This window comes from Daejeonella oryzae DSM 19973 (genome assembly GCF_000422945.1).
GTDB lineage: Bacteria > Bacteroidota > Bacteroidia > Sphingobacteriales > Sphingobacteriaceae > Daejeonella > Daejeonella oryzae.
Genome location: NZ_AUHA01000002.1, coordinates 1,361,625 through 1,382,320 on the forward strand (window position 1 = coordinate 1,361,625; position 20,696 = coordinate 1,382,320).

Here is a 20,696-nt window from a genome sequence, read left to right on the forward strand (position 1 = left end):
TTTACATTTTTTTAGATCACAGCATTGCCAACCTATTTTTGCTTCGAATAGATCAGTATTATATCATAAAGTAAAAGTTGGTAAAATTTTTATTTGGGGAAATTTTTTCTCCTTAAAGGGGCTAATGCCCATTTTTTTATTAATTATTTTTTTGCTTTGCGCATTTAATGCAAAATCTCAGACCAATACCATGACTGCTGGTATTGACTGGAATTCAGGAACCTGGAGCTTAGGTCATATACCTTTATCTTCAGAAAATGCCGTTATTAACGCCGGACTCTCCGTTCAGATTACTACCCCAGCAGTTTGCGCTACACTTCAAATAAATAACTCAACAAATAATACTTCAACAAGTGTAACAATAAACGCAGGTCAAACACTTACAGTAGGTGCAGGAACTGGTGCAATAACAATAGGCAGTGCTTCAGCAATGGGCAATGGAAACATTAATAGTACCTCATTGATTGTAAATGGTACTTTATTAAGTGGAAATATAAATCAAACCCCGGGGAATCGATTAACCGGATCAGGGGGGAATGGAAGAACGAATTTAACCGTAAATGCTTCAGGGATAGTCACAGTTTTAGGTAATGTGACAGGAACTTCTTTAAATGGTACGGGTACAAATACTGCTTCAGCTTCTGTAATTTTTACTGGAACCGGCACATTAAATGTAACTGGAACATTTACAACTTCAGTTTTTACTCCTTCAACGGGTATAGTAAATTATAATGGTACTTCTTTACAAACTTTAAATGCAGCTTATACAACTTATGGGACTTTAAAAGTCAATAACTCAGTTGGAGTAAATTTGGGTGCTCCTGTTACATTAACGAATCTTACAATTGGTGATATAAAAGCAAATAGCATCCTAAATGATAATGGAAATCAAATTACAAGTACCGGGACTTTAAATCTTAGCTCTGGAAATTTTAACATTGGGAGTGGCGCATCTAACACAATATACCCTGCTTTTGGTACAAATACTATTGCTGCAGGTACTACTGTAAACTACAATTCCACAGGGCCTCAAACTATCCGGGCAGTAAATTATGCAAATCTTACTAACTCCGGTAATGGTACAAGAACGCTTGCTCCCGCAGGAACTATACGGGTTTCAGGATCTTTTACACCAGGGAATGGAGCCTATACCATCACAACCAGTACTGTAAACTTCAATGGTACTTTAGTGCAAACCATTCCAGCTTTTACCTTTAATAACCTTGTTATTGATAATAATGCAGGAATATCGTCGATAGGGGGTAATGTCACAATTAATAATTCCCTCGCTCTCACAAACGGTGTTATAACTACCGGAGCTAATAAAATAATAGTAACTAACGGTGGTTCAGTTTCTCGTACCAATGGATGGATAAACGGAAATCTTCAGCAATATATTTCTAACACTGGTACATATAAAACCTATCCAATAGGAAATGCTACCGTATACAGACCTTTGAGAATCATCTATTTTACTATATCAACCCCTGGAAACTTAACCGTGGCACAATTAACGGGTTTTCATCCTCAAATTGCTAGTTCAGGGCTTGATAATATTACTCCCAGATCAATTACCCCTTATTGGAATTTAACATCAGACGGTCTTGCCGGGGTGTATGATGCAATATTTGGATATATATCTTCCGATATTCCTGCTGGTGCGGTGTTTGGAAATTTTGTGGTTCGTAATTTTAACAGTTCTTGGACAGCCCCGACAACCGGTCTTCGTACCGCCATAAGTACAGAGGTTGAAGGACAATCTACATTTGGTGATTTTGCTATCGGCGAAAGACATCCGGTGCCAAGTGTTTTATTACAACCTGTTAATACTTCTGTATGCAATGGCAATACTGCCTTATTGACAAGTACATCATCTTCCATCCCAGCACCAACGGTTAAATGGCAACGTAGTACAGATGGCATCACATGGGTAGATATTCTCGCTTCCACTGATGGTGGTAGTGTATATACCAACTTTACTACTAATACGCTCACTATATCTGGGGCAGTTGCTAGCATAAACGGATATCGTTACCGCTCAGTTTATACTAATATTAACGGCACGGTGAATTCAAGCAGTGCTACACTCACAGTTACTCAACCTTCAACGATAACCTTACTTGAATATGCTACATCCCCATTCGCCAAGATTACAAGTTCGCCCCAGTCGGTTACGCTTACAGGTACCAATTCATACACCGGAGGTACATTTACTTCGGATGCGGGATTATCTATAAATTCTGTTACAGGAGATATAAGACCAGATTTAAGCACTATAGGTAATCATACCATAACCTATACAACTGCAGCTGTCGGCGGATGCGGAGCTATAACTTCAACAACCATAATCAATATAACCACTGCGCCAACCGCAATAATAAATTATATTCCAGCCTCTTTTTGCATTTTAGATAATACAGCGTATACTATTAATCTAAGCGGTACCGGAGCATATACAGGTGGTAATTATACAGCCACATCCGGATTAGCCATTGACGCCTCGGGCACAATTACTCCAAATGCCAGCACAGCCGGCTTGCACACGGTAACGTATAATATTCCTGCATTCGGCCCTTACCCAAAATCAACAGTAACAACTGATGTCATTATTACTCCGGTGCCTACTGCATTTATCAGTTATTCAGGAGGCCCATTTTGTACTTCTGATGAAACTGCACAGACTGCTACTTTAACAGGGACCGGAGCTTTTTCCGGCGGAACATTTTCTTCAGATGCAGGTTTAGTTATTGACCCAATAACTGGGGCTTTCACTCCTAACGGCAGTACTGGCGGAACCCATATTATAACTTATACAATTCCGGCTTCCGGCGGTTGTGCTGCTGTTCCAGTTACAACATCAGTAACTATTGTTACCAGACCTGCTGCAACTCTCAGTTATTCCAGTTCATATTGTCTATCTATAACCTCAGCCCAATTTCCTGTTTTAACAGGAACTTCGGGAGGTACGTATAGTTCACCGGACGGGTTAATAATAGATGCAAGTACAGGTGCTTTTACTCCGGGTAATAATGCGGCTGGTAATTATACTGTCCTATATTCTATTCCAGCTTCAGGTCCTTGTGGGATTGTTCAAATTACAGCAGATGTGTCCATCGTGGATTCTCCAACAGGAAGCATAAGCTATCCAGGTCAGCCATTTTGTACCGCAGATGTTCCAAGGCCGGTGACATTGGTCGGTACTGGAGTTTATTTAGGAGGAACCTATTCTTCAACTCTGGGATTGAATATTAACTCTTCAACCGGGATTATTACTCCTTCTACTAGCATTCCGGGAACTTACCTTGTAAAATATACCACTCTTAATTGTCCGGTAGAATTTACAACTTTCGTTGAAATAAACGGAGCGCCAAATCCTGTGATCACCTATTCGGGTACCCCTTTCTGCCAATCAGATGGATCTGCTAATCCAGCTATTTTAACAGGAGGTGATGTAAGTGGAATTTTTAGTGCACCCTTAGGTTTAAGCATAAACTCAGTAAATGGAGATATTACCCCAAGTACCAGCAATGCAGGGACATACACCGTGACTTATACTATTCCAGGATCAGGAACCTGTCCCGACATTGTTAAAACTACATTGGTAACTGTAACACCTGCTGTAGGAACACCAACAGCAATTACAATAGGAAATGGTTTAGAACCAACCTGTCAACTCGTAAATGGTACTACAACCACCACTTATGCAACATCAGTAACGAATAGCACCAGTTTAAATTGGTCATTAAGTAACTCTTCCGCAGGCGTAATATCTTCTACAGGATTAATGACATGGGCAAATGGTTTTTCAGGTACAGTTAATATCCAAGTATCAGCAAATGGATGTAATGGTATATCATCTCCGGTGATCCGAACAGTTACTGTAACACCGACAGTAAGCACACCAACTGCAATAACAGTTGATGCAGGAATAGAACCTGCGTGTCAAATAGTATTACCTACAACAACAACCTATGGTTCAACTGCAAATAACAGCTTAAACTTGAATTGGTCAGTAAGCAATGCCGCAGCGGGTTCCATTAATTCATCCGGTATTATGACCTGGACAGCAGGCTTCTCTGGAACTGTGAATATTCAGGTTACGGCGAGTGGTTGTAACGGTCCATCAACACAAGTGATAAGAACAGTTAATATCACACCAACAGTAAGTACGCCCGCAGCAATTACAATTTCTGCAGGAACAGAACCTCCCTGTCAAATAACAGGATCCACTCCCACAACAACATACAGCACATCAGCAACTAATAATTCGGGCTTCAATTGGTCAATAAGCAATGCTGCAGCTGGTACTATTGATGCAATTTCAGGAGTAATGACATGGGCAACCGGATTCTCCGGCTCAGTAAATATTCAGGTAATTGCAAATGGCTGCAATGGACCTTCTGCTCAGGTAATCAGAACAGTAATTATAACTCCTGCTGTAGGTATACCTACAGCAGTTTCAATTTTTGCAGGTAATGAGCCAACCTGCCAGTTAACAAATGCAACTACTACTACCACATATGCAACAACTTCAACAAACAGCTCTGGTTTCAATTGGTCAATAAGTAATGCATCCGCAGGTTTTATTAATGCTTCCACAGGACTAATGACATGGACCAGCGGCTTTTCGGGTTCAGTAGATATTCGGGTAACCGCCAATGGTTGTAATGGTCCATCTGCCCAAGTTTTTAGAACGGTGAATATTAGTCCGACAGTGGGAACACCCACACCGATCAGCATTAGCAGTGGAATCGAACCAGTATGTCAGTTAACAAACGGAACTACAACAACAACGTATGCAACAACCACAACAAACAACACCGGATTCAACTGGACATTAAGCAATAATGCTGCAGGTTCTATTTCATCTGGAGGAGTTATGACATGGGCGAACGGTTTCTCAGGTACGGTATTTATTCAGGTAACAGCCAATGGCTGTAATGGTCCTTCTACAATGTCTTTAAGAAGAGTCACGATTAATCCGCCTTTTACTCCTTCAATTACAGCATTACCTTCTTCTGTGATATGTTTAGGTCAGGCAGTAACCTTTAGTGCAAGTGGTTTCAGTGCTCTTGGAGATATATCAGGAGGTAGTTTTAATAATGCCAATCCTCCAGGATGGAGTGGCGACAATGCAAATAATAGCAATGGGGCCGATAATAGTGATTGGGGTGAAGCTAATGGTGGGAAATCATATAACGGTAAAATTTATAATAACCCCAATACCCCAAGCGGCGGTAAATTCATGATCGTTAATGGACTGACAAACTCCGCCAGTAACATCAGTATTTTATCATCACCTGTATTCAGTACTGTTGGAAGAATATCTGCAAGCCTTGAATGGTGGGAGGCTTATAATTTTGCTGCAGGTTCCATCGGTAAAGTTGAGATATCCTTGGACGGGGGTGTTACTTATCAAGCCACTCCGTTGCTAATTTATCAGGGTGTATTAAATTCTCCATCAACAAATACTTTTACTAAAGCTTCTATTGATTTGAATGCTTATTTAGGGCAGTCTAATTTAAAAATTCGTTTTTATTATCTGGGCACTACAGGAAGCAATTGGGCTTTAGATGATGTGAATATAACTGGTTCATATCAAGCCATCTCTTATACCTGGCCACCAGGTTTTACAGTATCAGGTAATACAGCAACAATAACGCCTTTATCAGTGGGGACTTATACTTATAAACTAACTACGACTTACGGTGGATGTGCTTCTACAACAGCAAATTTTACTATTACTGTAAATCCTTTGCCAACAATTTCTTTGGCAACTGCAAGTTCAGGAAATGTTATAGTATGTTATAGTACTGTCGGACAATTGGCTCCAATTATATATAGTGGTTCTAATTTAACTTCTCCAACCACATACAACATTGTATGGTCTGCTGCAGCTATTTCTGCAGGTTTTGAAAATGTTAACGCGGCAGCATTACCTCTTGGTTCGCTTAATCTCTCTGTTCCGGCATCCGCAGCAGCGGGCACTTACACCGGAACAGTTACTGTTAACAATGGTAGCGGCTGTTCCAATGCCGGTAGTCCATTTAGTTTAACTATTAATCCGATGGCAACTTTGGGCGGAGTTTCCAGTGCTCCGGTTTGTAACGGTCCTTCCTTAACCGTTGATATTAACGGTTTACTGGCGAACAGTACTTCAACAATTATTTATACACTTGGCAGTGCAAGTCCGGTATCTGTCTCCGGAATTGTATCTAATTCCTCCGGAATCGGAAGTTTTCCAATTGCTGTAACTGCTGCAAACAATGGGCAAATTTTAACTATAAATTCTATAAGCAGTACTACAGCTTCTAATTCTGTAAGCTGCTTTACGCCACTTATTACCAACAATACCGTCACTTTATCAATATCCGATGGTTATATCTGGACCGGGAACGGCGTAAACAATTTATGGACTAATGCTGCTAACTGGACGGTATGTGGTGTGCCGGGTAATGGGACAAGCGTTACAATACCAGACGTTTCTAATAAAAATTACCCTATGCTGGATGTTGATTTTATCTCAAATAATTTCAACCTCCTGGGGAATGCAACCATAAAACTGAACGGCTTCACGCTTACATTAGGAACTTCAACAGTATCTGTAATTAAGGAAGAGGGATCTGTAATTGGGAGTTCAACAAGCAATTTAATTCTTCAGGGAAGTTTTATAACAGATTTGAAATTTGACCAGACTGCAGACGGAATATCAAATTCATTGAAAAATATCACATTAAACAGCAATGGCCAAACGGTGAATTTGGGAAATCCACTTAAAGTTATAGGTAATCTAATTCCAACTACAGGAGTTTTATCTTCTAACGGAAATTTAACGATGGTTTCAACCGCGACCACCACCTCTAATATTGGAAGTTTTACGGCGGGTGCAGATGTGTCCGGAATTGTAAATGTCGAATCATGGTTAACCGGCGGTCCTGCAACCAATTCAGTTTCTACCAATGCAAACAGAGGAACGCGAACAATGTCATCACCTGTAAATGATGCGACAACATCGGTAGCCGTTTTTAAGCAATTGCAAGCATATATGTTTATAACAGGATCTGGTTCAGGCGGCTTTGATGTTTATCCTACCGACCCATTTGCTGAAACTCTTTTTACTTACAAAGAATCTGCTACGTATGACCAGGGAGCATTAGCTCAATATAATCTTATTCCCGATATAAATAACACACGAATCCCGGCGGGTTTGGGTTTCTTTTTGTACTACAGAGGCGATAAGTCTGACAATAATACGGCCGCAGGTTCAAAAGTTGTATCTCCTTTTGATACTCCGGAAAGTATGTCTATTACTTACAGGGGGCAAATAAATAAAGGAAATGTAAATATGAATCTTTCTTATACTCCCAATTCGGGATTAAGAGATCCTGAGTATAATGGATTTAACTTGGTTGGAAATCCCTATCCTGCTACAATCGACTGGACAAAAGTAACAAGGTCCAATAATTCAATAGTAGATAATATGATAGCCATTATCAGACCCGGCGGCGGAATGATAACCTATAGCGGTGGAATTATAACTAATGGAGGGCAGGGTGCCATTCCTTCAGGAGCATCGGTTGCAGACCCTAATTATACACCCGAAATTCCGTACTATATCCAGCCCGGACAGGGATTTTATGTTAGAACAAGGGCGGCAAATTCATTTATAACATTTACAGAAAATTCGAAAGCAATTTCTGTCGCCGGAGTTTCCACGGCTCCTGCAAGGTTATTAAGCAACGGGCTTGTCACTCAAAACTCATTACAGCCTAAAATTTTGCGGCTTACACTAAAAGATGATTTTAATACCGACGAAACCGCAATTGTATTTAAAAAAGATTTTGATGCTTCATTTGGAGCTTTGGATGCTACTTATCTGGCAGGAAGTTCTGTTACATTATCCAGCCAAACAAGTGATGGTAAAAATATGGCAATTAACTTTATGCCTGATATTAATGATGTATCTGAAATAGGGCTGACTGTAAATTCTGCCTCCAGCGGAAATTTGAAGTTGAATTTCTTAAATGTAATTGAATCGTTTGATCAACAGGTTTTTCTTAAAGATATATTTTTGAATAACATCACAAATGTAAAAGAAAACCCTGTTTATGAATTCCTAATTGACCGTTCAAACTCTTTAACATTTGGTTCTGAAAGATTTAAGATAATTTTTAAAGAACCATTGGTTACCAAAGTCAAGTATTTTTCTTTTGTCGGAAAGGCTGTGAGGTTAGGCTCAGAATTGAAGTGGATTACTGATGGTGAGGTTAATAACGATTATTTTGAAGTTGAACATTCCCGGGATGGAATATCGTATTCAACAATTGGAAAGATTAAAGGAGCAGGTAATACTTCGGTTAAAACCAATTATATTTTTCTGGATGAAAAGCCATATCAAGGGATAAATTATTACAGACTGAAACAATTTGATTTACAGGGTCAGTATACACATTCAGAAGTTATTACAATAACTAATATAAATCCTCTTAAAGCAAATTTCTCTGTATTTCCGAATCCAGCCAGAAATGAACTTAATTTAAAAATTGATCTGATATCAAATCAACCTATTCAGTTGAATATTTACAATACAAGTAGTCAGAAAGTAATTACCCGGACGTTTACTTCATTAAATTATGGCGAATATTTTAAGCAGGATATAACGAGTTTAAATAGCGGGGTCTACATAGTTGAACTAATAGATTTGGGAAATAAAGAATTCATCAACCGTGCTAAATTTATAAAGGAATAATCTCAAGATTGGATATAGATTTTTCATTTAAAAAAACAGAGAGGTAACTTAATATATAAACATTTCGTATAAAGCTCATATTGAATTTTATATGAGATCATATTCAAGATTTTTAATTCTCTTTATTTTCTCCAATATAATTTTTTCGGCAAATTCCTACCTGCAGGCAGCTTCTATTTCAATAATTACGGATACTAACTGGAGTAATATTACATCCGGGAGTGGTGCAGGCGGAAAGCCTACCGCAGCAGATTTTGTTACAGTAAAGAATAATGCATCGTTAACCATTGATGTTAGTAACGCTACCTGCCTAAGTTTAACAGTAGGAGAAGCAGGAGCTAATAATGGCGAAGGATTTTTGGTTTTTAAAGCAGGCTCGGTGTTAACTGTTGTTAATGATATAATTCTAGGTAAGAATGAACCTAAATTCGGTTCTCTTGATATGACATTGGGTGGAACCCTTAGAGTAGGTCAAAGTTTTACTGCTCCTGATTTAGGAGAATTTACTCCCGGTTTAGGGACTATAGAATATTATGGTACTTACAATCAGCCTATATTAGGAACTGCAGCATTAGTTAATAATTATTACAATTTGATAATAAGCGGAGGTGTTACTAAAACTTTAACGAGTTCTGTAAATGTAACCGGTAATTTAACTGTTCAGGCGAATACAACTTTAAATTCCAATAATTTTTTAACACTTACTTCAAACGCAAACTCCAATGCCGGTATTGGTCCCTTATTAAATGGTGCTGTCGTATCCGGGAATGTTAAAGTTGAATCGTGGTTTACCGGAGGAAATGCTCCTAATAATGCCATGCGGGGAACACGCACCGTTTCATCTCCCATTAATGATACTTCAACTCCTTCCGTTTTTGAACAATTAAAAAATTATATGTTCATCACTGGAAACGGGTCAGGATTTGAGCCTGCACCAGCACCCAATTCTCCAACAATCTTAAAATACAATGAAACAGTAAGCTATGGGGCAGGTGCATCAGCTCAGTATTTGAATATCAACAGTACAAGTTCAAAATCAACTCCTGGCCTGGGATTTTTTCTTTTTTATCGGGGCAACCGCAGCAATTTATCCGGGAATAAATTGGTGCCCGTAAATGGTTCCTATGCAATTCCCGAAAGTTTTGCAGTTACTTATACTGGTCCCATAAATCAGGGCTCTGTCAATGTTCCATCTTTATCTTATACTTATCGAACAGAACATCCCAACGATGCGGGATATAATGGTTATAATTTGGTTGGAAATCCATATCCTTCGACTATCAATTGGAATTCTTCAGGAATCATTAAATCAAATATTGAAGAGAATTTAATATCTGTAATTAAACCGGGAGGAGGAATGATTACTTACAGTAATGGTGTTACTACAAATGGCGGTCCTCCCTTAACAGATACCTACGGAACTTCTCCAATTTCAACAAATTTGCCTTACATACAAACCGGACAAGGATTTTATATAAAAGCTAAAGGACCGGGAGCATTTGTAACTTTTACAGAAAATTGTAAAGCTGTAAATAATTCTCCTGCCAGATTGCTGACAACTTCAGATGATATTTTGATGTCAACCTCAAATTCTGTTAATGAGATGCCATCAGATATTTTAAGAATATTTTTACAGGATTCGCAAAATCAAGATGAAACAGCTATTGTATTTAATGATAATTATCTTGCCGAATATGGTGACGCTGATGCTATATATTTTAACGGCAGTACAGTTTCATTATCGAGTTTATCTGCAGATGGAAAGAATTTAGCAATTAATTTTATGCCTTCTCTTAAAGCTGTGGATGAGATTAAATTAGCAGTAAATGGTACGGCAAGTGGAAATTTAAAATTGATTTTTACTGAAATTCCGAAAAACTTTGCAGGAGAAATAGTTCTTAAAGATGAGTTTTTAAATACTTTAACTAATTTAAAAATAACTCCAGTTTATGAATTTTTAATTGATAAATCTAATCAAAATACTTTTGGAAGCAATCGCTTTAAAGTGATTTTTCAACCTGCCTTAAATCCGGAAATGACAATTTTGAATTTCTCTGCCCTAAAAATTCAAAGTAACATCGATCTTTCCTGGGAAATAAGCAATCAGGTTAATACCAGCTATTACATTGAGAAATCAACTGATAGTTTAAATTACTCGGTTATAGGAACTATCAACGCACAGAATTCTTCAACTTTGAATTTTGTATTTTCTGATACCTCGCCTAATGTAGGTTTGAATTATTATAGGTTAAGATACGTGACTTTGGATGGTAAAACCAATTATTCAAAGACAATTCCTATTTACTTACTCGATAAACAATCCGATTCGAATTTTTCAATTCTCCTGTTTCCCAATCCGGCATCAGATGAAATAAAAATCCTTTTATCTCAAAATACTAACCCTTTCATTCAATTAAGTGTTTTTAATATAAATGGTCAGCATCTTTCTGATTCTATAATTTCATCTATTAATCCAATCAAATTAAATGTCAATCATTTAAAGGATGGAGTGTATTTATTAAAAATTTCAGAACCCAAATCCAATAAGTTTTTAGGGTCAGTTAGGTTTATTGTTGGTAAAAAGTAAACTCTGATTTATGCTGCTAGTTTGAAAATTTCCCGCAATGTGTAAATTTACTTCCCCGATGTGAGAAAGTATTTCCCATTTTTATAAATATTTATATTTTTTGATTCCCGAATATTTATAATTTATCCTCAGATTTCAATCTTCTTTTTTTACTGAAAGTCAGAAAAAACATCTTTATTGACTCGGAATAAAGGCTTTAAAAAATAATCTATAAGAGTATATTAATTTGTTAAATCCAACGGTATAAATACAAACCGGCAGGAATGAAAATTGTCTTATTGCGTGCGAAGAATAGAATATTCCAGAGCCTATGATAATTTTTACAAAGCCAAAAAACATCTTTTATATATTTTTACTGTTTAACTTATTTGTTTCATTTTCAACGTTTGCTGTTTCTATAACTTTTACCGGAAATGTTAACAACAATTGGGGAAATGCAGGTAATTGGTCGCCTGCACAGATTCCTACCTCCTCTGATGCAGTAATTATTCCAAATGGTGAAAACGTTACCATTGATATTGCTGTTGCTACTTGCAGTTCTTTAAATCAGATAGGCGATGTAACGATTTCTTCTACCAATTCTCTTTTAGTTACCGGAGTGGCAACCCTTGACCAGAGTGTTCTGACTGTTGGTAACGGATATTTTTATGTAGGCGGTAATATGAATGTTATTGGAAATGGAAACGCAAATCAGGGGGTTTTAGCAGTAAGCAGCGGAACTGTTATAGTTAATGGCTCAATTTATTTTTGGAAGGATGCAATTGGGACAACAGGAGGAAGCACTCAATACCGTCTTCTTGACATTAGCGGAACAGGTTCTATAACTTTGGGAGGCACCCTCGTAGGTAATAATGGTTCAGACGCTACAACCTTGGCAAAAACTAAGCCTGAATCATATATTTTTAAAGGCAATTCGGGTACTAATTATTGGAATGTTGCTTCTAATTGGAGTAATGGCTTAGTGCCAACAGTTGACAAATCCGTAATTATCCCATTTAATTTAACAGTTAACCTTGATGTAAATCCAACTGTAACGAAAATTGATATGTATTCGGGTGCAGTCATCAACCTGGTTGATAAAACTCTAACATTAACTGGTAATTTAAATAATAACGGCGGAAACTTTTCGGGGAATACCGGAACTTTAAAGTTTTCGGGAACTTCAGTAGATCAGACTTATACAGGTAGTTCCTCAGCTACAGTTCCTAATATTTTAATTGACAAATCCGCTAAATCATTAGAATTGAATGGGGCTTTAAATGTATCTAACCTGGTAACAGTAACCAATGGTACTTTAAAGTCTAATGGCAACCTTACATTGCTATCATCCGCTTCAAGTTATGCACAAATCGGTCCTTTAACGGCGGCAGGGGCAGTAGTTAGCGGTATTGTTAATGTTCAATCCTGGTTAACCGGGGGTGCAGCTACTAATTCAGTTTCATCTAATGCGAACAGAGGAACACGGACGCTAAGTTCTCCGGTAAATGACTTGATTACGAGTATTCCAATCTATAAACAATTGCAGTCGAGTATGTATATAACCGGGTCAGGTGACCCGGGATTTGATTTGCCCGGCTCTTCAGCTACAATTTTAACTTACAATGAGCCTGCAAAATATGAGGCGGGTGCGGCCGCACAATATACTCCAGTAACCAGTTTATCCACCAGATCTGCTAAAGGGCAGGGCTTTTTTCTTTTTTACAGAGGAAATCGGACTTCATCCACCGGAAAATTAAATCCTGTAAGCGGTACTACTTATGCCACCCCCGAAAGTTTCCCGGTTACTTACCAGGGAGTTGTAAACCAGGGAGATATAACTGTTGATTTGAGTTATACCAACAATACAGGTCCTAATGACGCTGCCTATAATGGCTTTAACCTGATCGGTAATCCCTATCCGGCTACTATCGATTGGACAAAGGTTGTCCGTTCCTCTACTTCAAATATTGATAACATGGTTTCTGTTATTAAACCTGGAGGAGGAATGACCACTTATAGTGGTGGGGTTGTTGTTAATGGTAGAAGTGCTCTTCCTGCCGGAGCAACCGCACCATCTAATACAGCTAATAATTTTTACATTCAACCGGGTCAGGGTTTTTATGTTCGAGCCAGGGCTTCGGGAACTTCAATTACTTTTAAGGAAACATCTAAAGCTGTAACAGGTTCACCTCTCAGATTACTGCATATGCCGATCATCGGTCTGGATAAAGGTACTAATGCGAATCTGTCAGTTCCGGGATCTAATTCAGCATTAGACGATGCACCAAAAGCAATTTACTTTGAGCTAAGTGATCAATTCCATAAAGAAGAGGCAGCTGTGGTTTTTGAGGATGGCAATGATTCGGCTTTTGGTCCAAGCGATGCTACCTACTTTCCTGGAAGTACAGTAGCTTTATCTACCCTCACCAGTGATGGAAAAAATGTGTCTATTAACTTTATGCCTCAAATTAATGATGTTTCAGAAATTAGTTTGGTGGTTAACGCTTCTGTTGGCGGAGATTTTAAATTAAAATTTACTGATTTAAAAGCTGCAGGTAAATTCCAGATATTGCTTCAGGATCAATTGCTTAACACTTCAATAGATGTTAAAGAAAATCCTGAATATAATTTCAGCATTGATAAAAAGAATCTGCTTTCTTACGGTGCCGGCAGATTTAAAATTGTATTCAATCCGCCTGCTGTTGAAATTAAAATTTTCGAAGCGCTGGCTGTTAATCAAAGTGCAGAATTAAACTGGACAACCAGCAGAGAAAAAGATAATGATCGTTTTGAGGTAGAGCGGTCGATAGACGGTGTCAATTTTGAAGTGATTGGTCAAGTTAAAGGATCTGCCAGTTCACAAACTTTATTGGACTATAAATTTATTGATCAAAAACCATTCATCGGAAATAATTTCTATCGCTTAAAGCAGATTGAAACAAATAGAAATTTTGATTATTCAGAAACTTTAATGTTAAAATTTGAGAAATTGAACGGATTACCGTTAAATGATTCTAAGGGCTTAAATGTTTTTCCTAATCCGGCATCAAATGAAATTAGCGTAAATTTACCAACACTTTACGATAAGGATGTGCTTATTACTATCTTTAACACCTCTGGCGGTAGAGTGAAACAAATTCAGCTAGATCAACGTAATCCCATATCTGCCGATGTTTCTAATTTAATGGGCGGACTTTATATTTTAGAATTGACAGATGCAAAAACGAATGAAGTTATTGGAAGGACGAAATTCATTAAGAATTAATAAGCTTAAGAAGGTTTATCTTTTCATTATAACTTTAATGTTCTGTACTCTTGCTTCCTCAACTTCAGTTTTTGCTCAATGTGATCCTTTTCTGGACCCCTTTTGTACTGAACCTATCCCTCTGGATGGAGGTATTGTAGCTTTGGTAGCTGCAGGGGCAGCTTATGGTTATAAGAAAATAAAAAATAATACAAATCCGCAAAAAGATTAATTTCTTTCTTAAATTTAAGTACCTGGTTTGGTTGTTACTTTCCCAAACCTAAGTATATCTATACTTACACCCCGAATACCTTCTAAAAGATTTCTACCAACCATTATGAATTGAGACTCCCTAATCAGGATTCTTTTACTAATAATTATTTGTACATGCTTCAAGTCTCATGTATATATAAGGTTATTTACGCGGCATTTTTGTGGCTGTTTTTACTGCCACAATATAATTATGCACTAACCATCTCCAGCCAGGCTAGCGGTAACTGGAGTAATGCCAATACCTGGGCAGGCGGAGTAATGCCAGCCAATAATGATGATGTAATCATCTCAACAGGAAATACAGTCAACCTGAATTTTTCATTGCCATCAACTTCCTCATTTCTTAGCCTCACCATCCAGCCTGGTGCTGCATTAATTGTAACAGTAAACAGCAGCACCTTACGTATTAAAGGAAATCTGATGAATAACGGCATTCTCAATTTGTGGCAGGCAAATAATTTGCAGGCTGATATAATTTTGTATGATAACAGTGTATGGTCAGGTAATGGATTTTGGAATTTATCAGGTTTAAACATTCAGGGAAATAGTATTGAGTTTTCTTCTGGTTTGATATTGAATGTGAACGGAAGTATATCTGCCGGGGCTAACGGAAGTTTTAATAAACTTAACAAACACTCTACTATTTCATTGGTGTTTAACGGTACTGCTAATTCAACCATACCTTCACTGGCGGCTAATTTTTACTATGGGAATATAACTGTTAACAAAGTTTCTGGCAATTTGAGTTTCTTACCTTCCGCATCAGATAATGATCTTAACTTTTCAGGTGATTTGGATCTTGTAAATACCAATGACCGGCTTATTATCAATGATTTCAACACTTTAAAGATTCATAAATCTGTAAGCGGATCAGGTGAAATTTCTGGTGGCGGAATTACCAGTTCTATAGTAATAGATAATGTGACTGCAACTGCCATTAATCCACTGCGAGTCTCTTCTGGAGTTTCTTTCAAAAATTTTATTGTTAATCGTTCCGCAGGCGTTGTTCTGGCCAGTGGTTTTACAGTACGTGAACTTCTTGCTTTAAATAATCAAAGCCGCTTAACCCTTTCCAATCAAACCTTAAGTTTAGGTGCAAACGCATCACCACCCGCTCCCGGTATTTTTTCTGGGGATGGATATCTGGTAGGTTCCGCAGCATCTAGCATTTCTGTCAGAGGAAATAATCCAAACCCGACTTATTTGCGTTTTAGTCAGATGTCTTCACAGGAATATACTCTTAATAATATGATTGTGGATAAAATAAGTGGTATTACCGGTCTTTTTAACGACTGTAATCTTAATATCACAGGCTTTATGGATGTGTATAATGATAATTCTTATTCTATAGGTAAGGCAACACTCACATTTAATTCAGTCCCTCATTTTTTAGGGAACGGATCTTTAAAAGGTTCTGAGCAATCGTCTCTGGTAATTGCCGGAAACGGAACAGCTTCATATTCACTTCAGTTTGATCAATCGACCTCCTCGGGACGCAGTTTGCAATATTATATACAAAGCAGAAATGCCATCATTGAGCTGAGTAATAAACTAGAAATAGTCGGGACTGTAAATCTCACAGGAAACTCATCACGACTTATTTCCAATGGAAACTTAACACTCTTATCATCGGCTGAAAGGAATGCTGGTATTGCAGCCTTAAATAATTCTACTGATATTATCGGAGATGTAAACGTTCAATTATTTCTTACCGGAGGAGAAGGGATGCGTGGCACCCGGACATTATCTTCTCCGGTTACAGCGGATGCACTTTTGCCTGTTTTTAAACAATTGCAGAGTTATATGTTCATTACCGGTAGCGGAACGGGCGGGTTTGATAATCCGGGCTCAGCACCGAGTTTATTTAAATATATTGAATCATCCAGCATTCAGGATGGAGCTTCAGCACAATATACTGCCGTTACAAATCTTAATAGTTCTCCATTGCCGGCAGAAGGTTTCTTTTTAAATTTTAGAGGAGATCGGTTGAACAATCTAGCCAATAAACTGAATCCACCTTACGCAATACCGGAAAGTTTTCCGATTACCTATACAGGCCCGATTAATAAAGGTGTTGTATATATTCCTGCCACGGTACTTACCTATACAAATAGAACAGAACACTTCGGCGATGCTGCTTATAATGGTTATCATCTAATTGGAAATCCTTATCCCGCAACCATTAACTGGGAAACGGTTGTAAAAACCAACATGGAAAACATTGTTTCAATAATTAAACCCGGGGGCGGAATGATTACCTACAGCAACGGATTTGTAACAAACGGAGGACCGCCTTACAGCAATACAGAATCAAATGAAGTGGTTTCATCAGGATTACCGTTAATACAGACCGGACAGGGTTTTTATGTAAAGGCCAAACCTGGAGGAGGCACAATAACATTTACAGAAAATTGCAAGAATTTAATTGCTCTGCCTGCACGCTTACTTTATGATGGAAGGAAATTGCTACTAAAAAAATCGTCGCAAAATGATTTTGAAAACAAATCCACAAAATTTAATATCAAGGTAGAACTTGAAAATAACAAAAATTCAGAGCAAACTATTGTTGTATTTGCTGATGGATTGGAAGCTAAATATGGTGAGGGAGATGCATCTTATTTCAGCGGCAGTTCCATTTCTCTTGCCAGTATCACAGAGGATATGCATGATGTAGCAATAAATTTTATGCCTGATTTAAGCATGGTTCAGGAAGTAAGATTAAAAGTTGATGCCGCATCCAGCGGAACTGTTAAATTCAATTTTACTGAATTGAATATTCCTGATAATTTTAATTTGCTTCTAAAGGATGAATATCTAAAAGCTTTAGTGCCCCTTATAAAAGGCTTAGTTTACCAATTTGAAATTGATAAAGCAATTTCCTCAACTTTTGGTATTTCACGATTTAGCTTAATCATTAACAAAAAGAAAGAGAATGTAAATCCCGAAATAGCCGTATATCCTAATCCGGTTAGAGATTTGATTAACGTTAAAATGCTTTCAAAAAAGGTCCCGATTCCTCAATTAAATATTTATGATATTTTAGGCGTCAAAAAATTAAGTACAATTGGATTTCAGCAGGATGTAAGCAATTTAACATCAGGTATTTACCTGATCGAAATAACTGATCTTGAAAAAAAGAAGAGTTTGGGAAGATTTAAGTTTTTAAAAGAATAAGTATAAATACCAATCAACTATTTTACCCTCATTTCCCTCTCCATTACAAACTTATTCAGTTCTTCGATTGGATGTTTTAAAACCTTTCCTACTCTTACCTGGTTTTCGTGGCAAACTGTTTTAAGAACTTTAGAAAAATGATAGGCAATTGAACCTATAAAGTGAGTGGTATAAATCTTATAATCAGGGTAAGATTTTATATTGCTGTTAATAAATTTTTCAAATCCATCATACAAGAGAGATTGAATGTATGGTTCTTCTAAATGGTCACTCATGAACTTAGTGAAGGAAGCTAAAAAAAAGTTGGGTGCCGATTTGGTATACACCTCTTCAATTACAGACTCTTTATTTAGACCGTATGTTGAAAAGAACTCTTTCTGCAAATTTTTGGGCATAGTATCATACAAATACCCTGTAATTAATTTTCTTCCAAAATAGGTTCCCGAACCTTCATCCCCTAATATATATCCCAAGCCATGAAGCCCGCTGTGAATTTCTACACCGTCAAAATAAGTGATATTTGAACCTGTTCCCAGGATACAACTTAATCCGGGCTGAGTGCCGCAAGTGGCATAAACAGCTGCAGAAAGGTCATTTTCAACGCTGATAAAGGCATTTTTAAACAGCACAGACAAGGCATTAGAAATTATCTCACGGCTATCCGGACTTGAACATCCTGCTCCAAAAAAATAAACTTCGCGGATTTCGTCAAGATATGGCTGTATCTCGGGAGTGTGTTGTAGAATTTTAATTATCTTTTTTTCAGATAAAAAAAAAGGATTGATTCCTCTCGTTCTGAATTGAATCGGGGTAGTTAGATCCGTAAAATTTAGAATCCAGTCGGCTTTTGATGAGCCGCTATCTGCAACTAAAATCATTTTATATCTCTGCTAATGCCTGGCTGGTTAGAGGTTTACCAATGAATTTTGCTACTAATTTATTTTCTTTTACTCTTTTCATATCGCTAGGATCTAAAGAAGAAGAGAGAATATAAATTTTAATCTGTCCCGGCTTTAACTCCGGAATGTTTTCTAAAGCCTTCAAAAATTCAAAGCCACTCATGTCGGGCATCCTCAAATCTAAGAAAATTACGCTTGGAGTATTCAGGCCGGATAAAATACTTTCTTTTACAAATTCAATTCCCACCTTAGGAAAGTCTATAACCTTAATATTTTCTGCATAATTGCTTTTCTCTAATATCTTTCGATTAATTAGATTGTCGATATAGCTATCGTCAATTAATAAAGCATTTTTATGTTTAAATCTTTCCATTAGCATAGGCAGTCCTCTCGGTTAGAGATTCCTCTCTTATACGTGAGCTGAAAAGAATAAGTTTTATTTATTATTTATTTCTCAATTACTGAAGAGAAAGTGTACCTGCTATTTGTTTTAAAGTTATTTCTGCGAGTTTGGCCAGATATTGAGCATTGGTGTAGCGGGCATTAGAATTAATGTAGTTTCGCTGCGCTTCTCTGAATTCAAGAGGAACCACGGTTCCCAGTCTGAATTTTTCAAGCGTGATATCCAGATTTTGTTTTGCCACATCCTGATTTTGTTTTTCAAGCTTTACCAGTTCAATATTGGTAAGATATGTTTGATATAAGGATACAAGCTGCGCATTAATCGAGAGATTTGCTTTCTCATACAGAAGCCTGCTATTATCGATTTCAAGCCCGGCGACTTTCTCATTCTTCTTTTGCAGAAATCCGCTGAAAATATTAATAGAGGCCGAAACACCGTAATTTAATCCTCTTCCCCTGGATTCACGTGCGAACCCTAATTCTGAAGTGGAGTTGCTAAAATTATATCCTGTATTGAGGTTAATATCCGGATAACGGTTGGCCCTAACCTGCTTCAGATTTAACTCGGCAATTCGCTGATTTATGACGGCAGCCTGCAAGTTGGGATTTAAAGTAGCCGCATTTTTTTGAAGTTCATCTAAAATCAGATTATTGGAAATGATAATGGTATCAGCAACTGTAAAATCAATATTTACATCTCGTGCTAAAAGTTCGTTTAAAATAGTTTTGGTGTTTCTGTACTGATCTTTTTGTCTTAGCAGATTTGTAGTATCAGAGTTAAGGTCAACACTTGCAGCCAGTACTTCAAGTTTGGCAGCCTTTCCAATCTGGTAACGGCTTTGAGAATTTTTAAGCCTGATCCGTGAAATTTCAAGAGCGGTATTTAAAGCTGAAATTTGCTGCTGCTGCTGCACCAGATCATAGTAATTTGAAATTACATTCACTAGGGTTTGTTGTATGGTTTGACGAAGATTAGATTCTTCCAGTTTCTGTAATTCTTTTAACTGATCATAGCGGGCAAACATTTCAAAACCATCAAAAACTCTCCAGTTTAAAACAGGTCCGTAAGAAAGGCTTGAGTTTTTAGCTCCGTCTCTTTCCTGCAACTGTCCGCTGGATAAAGTCTGACTTGTATTTTGAATTGTATTATTGGTATTAAAATTTCCGGTTACAACCGGATACATTGCAGATAAGCCCTGGCTTACATTTGTTTTTCTGATATCCAGACTAACTGCATTTAACTTGATGTCGTAATTATTTTGAAGAGCTATTTGCACAGCTTGTTCCAAACTCAACTGTTCTTGCGCATTGCTTTGAACAAAAAGAAAAATGAAGGAACCGGTTAAAATACTTTTTAAAAAGAAATTCAAATTCATAAGATTAATGCAG

Annotated in this window: 8 protein-coding genes; 5 read left to right on the top strand and 3 right to left on the bottom strand. The window is 37.4% G+C overall.

Annotated features, from left to right (window positions below):
* Nucleotides 1–124 precede the first annotated feature (124 nt).
* The 5 genes from G521_RS0106390 to G521_RS0106410 all read left to right on the top strand — a co-directional run bounded on the left by G521_RS0106390 (nucleotide 125) and on the right by G521_RS0106410 (nucleotide 18,006).
* Nucleotides 125–8,749 (top strand): T9SS type A sorting domain-containing protein, encoded by an 8,625-nt coding sequence (locus tag G521_RS0106390; protein ID WP_155975681.1) that lies wholly within the window; start codon nucleotides 125–127, stop codon nucleotides 8,747–8,749.
* 91 nt (nucleotides 8,750–8,840) lie between these two features.
* Nucleotides 8,841–11,336, top strand: coding sequence for a T9SS type A sorting domain-containing protein (locus tag G521_RS0106395; protein WP_026897806.1), 2,496 nt, complete (start codon nucleotides 8,841–8,843; stop codon nucleotides 11,334–11,336).
* Nucleotides 11,337–11,646: 310 nt separating this feature from the next.
* Nucleotides 11,647–14,580: a T9SS type A sorting domain-containing protein gene (locus G521_RS0106400; protein WP_026897807.1), complete on the top strand. Its 2,934-nt coding sequence runs from the start codon at nucleotides 11,647–11,649 to the stop codon at nucleotides 14,578–14,580.
* Between the two features lie 37 nt (nucleotides 14,581–14,617).
* Entirely contained in the window at nucleotides 14,618–14,791 is a 174-nt protein-coding gene (locus tag G521_RS0106405; RefSeq protein ID WP_155975683.1) for a PID-CTERM protein-sorting domain-containing protein, read from the top strand.
* A gap of 155 nt (nucleotides 14,792–14,946) precedes the next feature.
* Entirely contained in the window at nucleotides 14,947–18,006 is a 3,060-nt protein-coding gene (locus G521_RS0106410; RefSeq protein ID WP_036678254.1) for a T9SS type A sorting domain-containing protein, read from the top strand.
* A gap of 17 nt (nucleotides 18,007–18,023) precedes the next feature.
* Here G521_RS0106410 and G521_RS0106415 read toward each other — a convergent pair whose 3' ends face one another.
* From G521_RS0106415 to G521_RS0106425, 3 genes are all read right to left on the bottom strand, one after another.
* Nucleotides 18,024–18,884, bottom strand: a complete 861-nt coding sequence (locus tag G521_RS0106415; RefSeq protein WP_026897810.1) for an N-acetylglucosamine kinase — start codon at nucleotides 18,882–18,884, stop codon at nucleotides 18,024–18,026.
* A 1-nt stretch (nucleotide 18,885) separates the two neighbouring features.
* The gene (locus G521_RS0106420) at nucleotides 18,886–19,278 is read right to left on the bottom strand and encodes a response regulator (protein ID WP_026897811.1); all 393 of its coding nucleotides are present in this window, start codon (nucleotides 19,276–19,278) and stop codon (nucleotides 18,886–18,888) included.
* Nucleotides 19,279–19,363: 85 nt separating this feature from the next.
* Nucleotides 19,364–20,683, bottom strand: coding sequence for a TolC family protein (locus tag G521_RS0106425; protein ID WP_026897812.1), 1,320 nt, complete (start codon nucleotides 20,681–20,683; stop codon nucleotides 19,364–19,366).
* Between the last annotated feature and the right edge of the window lie 13 nt (nucleotides 20,684–20,696).

What these genes read in the sequence shown, in the direction of transcription:
- G521_RS0106390 (WP_155975681.1), top strand. Translation starts at nt 125, where the DNA reads ATGCCCATTTTTTTATTAATTATTTTTTTGCTTTGCGCATTTAATGCA.
- G521_RS0106395 (WP_026897806.1), top strand. Translation starts at nt 8,841, where the DNA reads ATGAGATCATATTCAAGATTTTTAATTCTCTTTATTTTCTCCAATATA.
- G521_RS0106400 (WP_026897807.1), top strand. Translation starts at nt 11,647, where the DNA reads ATGATAATTTTTACAAAGCCAAAAAACATCTTTTATATATTTTTACTG.
- G521_RS0106405 (WP_155975683.1), top strand. Translation starts at nt 14,618, where the DNA reads ATGTTCTGTACTCTTGCTTCCTCAACTTCAGTTTTTGCTCAATGTGAT.
- G521_RS0106410 (WP_036678254.1), top strand. Translation starts at nt 14,947, where the DNA reads ATGCTTCAAGTCTCATGTATATATAAGGTTATTTACGCGGCATTTTTG.
- G521_RS0106415 (WP_026897810.1), bottom strand. Translation starts at nt 18,884, where the DNA reads ATGATTTTAGTTGCAGATAGCGGCTCATCAAAAGCCGACTGGATTCTA.
- G521_RS0106420 (WP_026897811.1), bottom strand. Translation starts at nt 19,278, where the DNA reads ATGGAAAGATTTAAACATAAAAATGCTTTATTAATTGACGATAGCTAT.
- G521_RS0106425 (WP_026897812.1), bottom strand. Translation starts at nt 20,683, where the DNA reads ATGAATTTGAATTTCTTTTTAAAAAGTATTTTAACCGGTTCCTTCATT.